Annotated in this window: 9 protein-coding genes; 6 read left to right on the top strand and 3 right to left on the bottom strand. The window is 32.0% G+C overall.

From position 1 onward, the window contains the following. The 3 genes from ACIQ2I_RS07345 to ACIQ2I_RS07335 form a co-directional block, all read left to right on the top strand. Positions 1-1,535, top strand: a 1,535-nt coding sequence (locus ACIQ2I_RS07345; protein WP_396181776.1) for a transketolase C-terminal domain-containing protein, incomplete at its 5' end; no start/stop codon positions are given. Positions 1,536-1,629: 94 nt separating this feature from the next. Then, the gene (gene prmA, locus ACIQ2I_RS07340; RefSeq protein ID WP_396181775.1) at positions 1,630-2,469 is read left to right on the top strand and encodes a 50S ribosomal protein L11 methyltransferase; all 840 of its coding nucleotides are present in this window, start codon (positions 1,630-1,632) and stop codon (positions 2,467-2,469) included. A gap of 28 nt (positions 2,470-2,497) precedes the next feature. Continuing rightward, on the top strand, positions 2,498-2,773 hold the full coding sequence (locus ACIQ2I_RS07335) for an ATP-dependent Clp protease adaptor ClpS (RefSeq protein ID WP_396181774.1): 276 nt from the start codon (positions 2,498-2,500) through the stop codon (positions 2,771-2,773). Positions 2,774-2,891: 118 nt separating this feature from the next. Here the strand turns inward: ACIQ2I_RS07335 and ACIQ2I_RS07330 are convergent, their stop codons facing one another. From ACIQ2I_RS07330 to ACIQ2I_RS07320, 3 genes are all read right to left on the bottom strand, one after another. After that, positions 2,892-3,161: a heavy-metal-associated domain-containing protein gene (locus ACIQ2I_RS07330; protein WP_396181773.1), complete on the bottom strand. Its 270-nt coding sequence runs from the start codon at positions 3,159-3,161 to the stop codon at positions 2,892-2,894. A gap of 75 nt (positions 3,162-3,236) precedes the next feature. Beyond that, positions 3,237-3,650 carry a DUF6691 family protein gene (locus ACIQ2I_RS07325; RefSeq protein WP_396181772.1) on the bottom strand — a complete coding sequence of 138 codons (414 nt, stop codon included), beginning with the start codon at positions 3,648-3,650 and terminating at the stop codon, positions 3,237-3,239. A 1-nt stretch (position 3,651) separates the two neighbouring features. After that, positions 3,652-4,215: a YeeE/YedE family protein gene (locus ACIQ2I_RS07320; protein WP_396181771.1), complete on the bottom strand. Its 564-nt coding sequence runs from the start codon at positions 4,213-4,215 to the stop codon at positions 3,652-3,654. Between the two features lie 145 nt (positions 4,216-4,360). On the opposite strand from ACIQ2I_RS07320, the gene ACIQ2I_RS07315 reads away from it, so the two are divergent. From ACIQ2I_RS07315 to kdsA, 3 genes are all read left to right on the top strand, one after another. Next, complete coding sequence (locus tag ACIQ2I_RS07315; protein ID WP_396181770.1) at positions 4,361-4,840, top strand: DUF4199 domain-containing protein; 480 nt, start codon at positions 4,361-4,363, stop codon at positions 4,838-4,840. A 2-nt stretch (positions 4,841-4,842) separates the two neighbouring features. Further along, positions 4,843-5,310: a 2-dehydro-3-deoxyphosphooctonate aldolase gene (locus ACIQ2I_RS07310; protein ID WP_396181769.1), complete on the top strand. Its 468-nt coding sequence runs from the start codon at positions 4,843-4,845 to the stop codon at positions 5,308-5,310. Between the two features lie 41 nt (positions 5,311-5,351). Further along, positions 5,352-6,082, top strand: a 731-nt coding sequence (kdsA, locus tag ACIQ2I_RS07305) for a 3-deoxy-8-phosphooctulonate synthase (RefSeq protein ID WP_396181768.1), incomplete at its 3' end; no start/stop codon positions are given.

Raw genomic sequence — 6,082 nt, 5'->3', positions numbered from 1 at the left:
CACAAGGGCACTCTACTTCTGGATCACACGAGCGATACAAAAATGCAGAACGTTTGACTTGGGAAGCAGAATTTGACTGCGTGGCACAAATGAAAAAATGGATGATTGCAAACAATATTGCTTCTTCTGAAGAATTAGACGATATTGAATCAGCCTCTAAAAAAGAAGTTTTAGTAGGTAAAAAAGAAGCATGGACCAATTATTTATCCACAATTAAAGAAGACCAAACGGCAACAGTTGCGATTTTAAATCAAGTTGCACAAAACTCAGAAAATAAAGTTTTTATTGAAAAATATGCGACAGATATTGCTGCCATAAAAGAACCAATTAGAAAAGATTTATTAGTCGTTGCTAGAAAAGTTTTAAGAATACTTTCTGGGGACAACAGAGCCACTTTAGCCATTTGGATTTCTAATTTCATTGCTAGAATTCAACCAAAATACAGTTCCCATTTATATTCAGAATCAAATCAAAATAGTGCTTCAACTACTGAAGTAAAACCAATTTACGATGAGACCGCTGAAGAGGTGGATGCGCGTTTAGTTTTAAGAGATAACTTCGATAAAATTTTTGCAACGTATCCAGAAACTTTAGTATTTGGTGAAGATGCAGGAAATATTGGTGATGTAAACCAAGGTTTAGAAGGCATGCAAGAAAAATACGGAGAAATGCGTGTTTCAGATGCAGGCATTCGTGAAGCGACTATTTTAGGTCAAGGTATTGGAATGGCCATGCGTGGTTTACGTCCAATTGCAGAAATTCAGTATTTAGATTATTTGCTATATGCCATACAGATTATGAGTGACGATTTGGCTACTTTACAATACAGAACACATGGTCGTCAAAAGGCACCATTAATTATCAGAACTCGTGGTCACCGTTTAGAAGGCATTTGGCATTCGGGATCTCCAATGGGAATGATTATTAACGCGATTCGTGGTATTCACGTTTTGGTTCCAAGAAATATGACCAAAGCGGCAGGTTTTTATAATACTTTATTAAAAACAGACGAACCTGCTTTGGTAATTGAATGTTTAAATGGCTATCGTTTAAAAGAAAAAATGCCAACCAATTTAGGGGAATTTCAAACGCCAATTGGTGTGGTTGAAACCATCAAAGAAGGAAAAGATATTACGCTAGTTTCTTACGGTTCTACTTTAAGAATTGTAGAACAAGCCGCAAAAGAATTATTAGAAAACGGAATTGACGCTGAAATTATTGATATTCAGAGTTTATTACCTTTTGATATTTCTCACGATATTGTGAAATCAGTAGCGAAAACCAACCGTTTATTAGTAATAGATGAAGATGTTCCAGGTGGAGCAAGTGCTTTTATTTTACAAGAAATTATCGAAAATCAAAACGCGTACCAATATTTAGATAGCGCACCGCAAACCTTAACCGCTAAGGCACACCGACCAAGTTATGGAACTGATGGGGATTATTTTTCTAAACCAAGTGCCGAAGATGTTTTTGAAAAAGTGTATGAAATGATGCATGAAACAAATCCAACCAAATTTCCGAAGTTGTATTAATTTAAATAAACAATAAACGCTCTTATACTTCTTTCATTCCTTATATGTTAAAATAATAAGGAATGTAAGCAAATATAAGTTTAAAATAATCCAAATGGCAAACACCTACATCGCATACCATTTTACAATTGAACCAGCAGAGTTGGGTTCGGAAATTTTAATTGCCCAATTAGAAGAAACCGCTTTTGAAAGCTTTGAAGAAACAGAAGTAGGCGTTTCGGCTTATGTTCAAAAAGACGTTTGGTCTGAAAATATTTTAAATGATATTGAACTTCTTTCGAATGAAAACTTCAAAATCTCCTATTCGACAAACGAAATTGAACCCGTAAATTGGAACGAAGAATGGGAAAAGAACTTCTCTCCTATTGATGTAGACAGAATTTGTCACGTTCGTGCACCTTTTCATCCGGCAACTAATGCCAAATATGAAATCGTAATTGAGCCAAAAATGAGTTTTGGAACAGGACATCACGAAACGACTCACATGATGATTCAGCATTTATTAGAATTAGATGTTGCCAACAAAAAAACCATTGATATGGGTTGTGGAACTGCCATCTTAGCCATTTTAGCTGAAATGAAAGGCGCAAAACCAATTGATGCAGTTGATATTGACAATTGGTGTTTTTTAAATTCCATTGAAAACGCTGAACGTAACAATTGTATACATATTTCTGTTTATGAAGGTGATGCGTCTTGGTTAAATAACGGTCAAAAGTACGATGTATTTATCGCAAACATAAACAGAAATATCTTATTAAATGATATGACAACTTATGTAAACTGTATGAATGACAGTGCTGTTTTATTATTAAGCGGCTTTTATACAGAAGATTTTGAAGCCATTAACGAAAGTTGCGAAAATTTAGGTCTTACTTTTGAATCAAAAAAAGAAAGAAATAATTGGTTAAGTTTAAAATATAGTAAAAATTAGTAATTTTACATTATACTAATTATTAGTTATGAGTACATTAACAGAAACACTAGAAGAGATATTAGTTGAAGAATCCGTAGGCATTAACCACGAAATTGTTTTATACAACGACGATGTGAACACATTTGACCATGTAATTGAATCTTTAGTAAAAATATGCGACCACACTTGGGAACAAGCGGAACAATGTGCTATTTTAGTTCACTACAAAGGACAATGTACCGTAAAAACTGGAGAATTAAGAAAATTAAAACCACAATGTGCTTCTCTGCAAGATGAAGGTTTAAGTGCTGAAATTATATAAAAAAAACCGACCTAATGGTCGGTTTTTTTTGCTTTGTCATTCTGAACTTGTTTCAGAATCTTGAGCAATTAATTATAGAATCTGAAATAAATTTAGATTGACAAGAACAACATTTGTTTTATGATGTTATTTTTCCAAAAGCACAACTAACGTAAGATTTGGCTTTTGATGTTAAACTATTGGCTTCTCCATCTTCGGGATAACCAATATCTGCTAAAGCTAACTTTACTACATTTAAAGTATGTGCTTCAGAATATTCAAAAGTAACCGAATTGTCTTCTATTTCTACAAGAACATCGGATACGTCATCTAAAGCATTTAATTTTTTGGAAATCGTATTGGCACAACCGCTACATTTCAAATTTTGTATATGAACTACTGTTTTCATTGTTTTTTATTTTATAATGTAAAATTACAAATAGCATAAAGATAAAAACATGATAAGTATCACTTTAACAAAAAATTAATGAGGTAATTTATTTTTCAAAATTCCGTATAAATAAGTACCTAATAAAGCGCCAATTAATACAACCAAAATAGACAAGACGCCATTTCCTATTAAAATGAAAATCGGTCCAGGACAACAACCTACCAATCCCCATCCCAATCCAAACATAGTTCCTCCGATAATATATCTTGAAATAGAGAAATCTTTATCTTGTATATCAATTTCAGCGCCTTTAAAACCTTGAATTTCTTTTGATTTAATAAATTTAATTCCACAAACGCCTACCAAAATAGCTGTAGCAATAATTCCATACATGTGAAAACTTTGAAACATGAACATTTCATAAATTCTGTACCAAGAAACAGCTTCTGCTTTGGTTAATACTATTCCAAAAACAATACCAACTATAAAAAACTTAATCAACTTCATACTATCCAAAAATTAAAGGAATTAAAAAATGGGCAGAAAATAATCCACCAATAAAAAAGCCAATCACAGCAATTAATGAAGGAATTTGAAAATTACTCAATCCCGAAATAGCGTGACCCGACGTACAACCTCCTGCATAAGGTGTCCCAAATCCAATTAAAAATCCACCAAATAATAAAACTGAAAATCCTTTTAATGTAAATGCTTTTTCTAAACTAAATATTGCATCTGGACCTAATTTACCATTTGGAACATCAATGTGTAATTGATTTAAACTTTCTATGGTATTTGGATGTAACTGAAGTGTCGTATTTGCATCCATTAAAAAATAAAAAGCAATAAAACCTCCGAAAATTGCGCCTAAAGCAATAGATAAATTCCATTTTTGTTCTTTCCAATCAAAATTAAAATACTCAATTTTTTTCTTAGGAAATGACAAACTACAAATGTTTCTTAAATTGGAAGACATACCAAACGTTTTACCAAAATAAGTTAAAACCAACATGATAAGTCCAATTAAAAAGCCTGAAATAGCCCAGTGCCAAGTACCTTGAATTACTTCCATAAATTGTGAAATTGTATTTAATGAATTACTATATTTGTTTTCGATTTCATATATGTATATTTTGTAAAAAAAATACTACTGAAATACATTTAGAAACAGCTATTTGCTGTTTGAGTGTTTTAAACCGTTTTCAAAGATACAAAAAATGAATAAATTTAAAATTGAATTTAAGTGGGCAATATACTACACTTTTTTAGGAATTATGTGGTTTCAACTAGAAAAATATTTAGGTTTTCATGACACAAACATAGCCAATCATCCTATATTTACAAATTTAGTGTTTATTTTAATATTCGGAATTTATATTCTTTTTTTATTTGATAAGAAAAAAAACTTTTTCAATGGTATAATGACTTGGCAACAAGGTTTACTTTCTGGTGTAATTTTAGCTATTTTCGCTATGATTTTAACACCCTTTGCTCTATATTTTTCGTTAAAATATGTGAATCCTTATTTTTTTACAAACATGATAAACTATTCCGTTTCTAAGGGGATGAAACTAGAAAATGCTAAAGCTATGTTTGACATAACCGCATATATGATTTTTGCAACTTTTGGAACGTTATCTTTTGGTATCATATTTGCAGCTCTAGCAGCATTACTTATAAAAACAAAAAATAAATAATCATGAAAAAATTAAGCCACCTCAGTATCATACTTGTTCTTTGCGTGTCATGTGTGAGCACAAAAAACACCATTCAAAATATTGACGATACAGCTGTATTACCAAAAATCATTTCTGAGCAATTTGAATTAGAAGAAACATCCAACGATATGCAATACGGATACAGCGAATTTTATCCTATAAATTTAGGCTTTTCTAACTATGTAAATAGCAACAATCAAAACGTGAATCGCTTTTTTAATAGCTTTACAGGTACAAATGGAGAAAAAGTAACCTATAAAATTATAGAAACGTGTTGCCCGTTTCCAAGCAAACGCAATAATATGGGCGCTGGAACTTTAGTTGTATATGAAATATATTTAGACGAAAAAACTTCAAATAAAAAAATATACGTGAATACTTTTGAAAAAGGTAAAATTATGTGCCCAAAAGGTTTTTTAATTAAAAAAACAGAATCTTCTGGTAACTAAACCCCTAACTTTATTATCTTTGCAGCTTAAAATTCAACAAAATGAACTTAGACCATATTCCACAAATTAAACATACAAAAAGCGGTAATTTTTTTGTTTTAGCTGGCCCTTGCGCTATTGAAGGAGAAGAAATGGCTTTACGAATAGCTGAAAAATTAGTTGCAATCACTGATAGTTTACAAATACCATTTGTTTTTAAAGGAAGTTTTAAAAAAGCCAATCGCTCAAGAATTGATAGTTTTTCTGGTATTGGAGATGAAAAAGCACTAAAAATACTAGAAAAAGTTTCAAAAGAATTTGGTGTACCAACCGTAACTGATATCCATACCAATGAAGACGCAGCAATGGCAGCGGCTTATGTTGATGTACTGCAAATCCCAGCATTTTTGGTTCGTCAAACGGATTTAGTGGTTGCTGCTGCCAAAACAGGCAAAACAGTAAACCTGAAAAAGGGTCAATTTATGAGTCCGGAAAGTATGAAACATGCCGCTCAAAAAGTGAAAGATTGTGGCAATGATAATTTTATGATTACCGATAGAGGCACCATGTTTGGTTACCAAGATATGATTGTAGATTTCAGAGGTATTCCAACAATGAAAGAATTTGGAACTACTGTCTTAGATGTAACGCATTCACTTCAACAACCTAATCAAACTAGTGGTGTAACTGGAGGGAGACCAGATATGATTGAAACCATCGCAAAAGCTGGAATTGTAACAGGAGTAGACGGGATTTTCATTGAAACCCATTTTGATCCAGCAAATGCAAAAAG

The sequence above is a fragment of the Flavobacterium sp. genome (genome assembly GCF_044368995.1).
Lineage (GTDB): Bacteria > Bacteroidota > Bacteroidia > Flavobacteriales > Flavobacteriaceae > Flavobacterium.
This window is presented reverse-complemented; position numbering and strand designations above follow the sequence as displayed.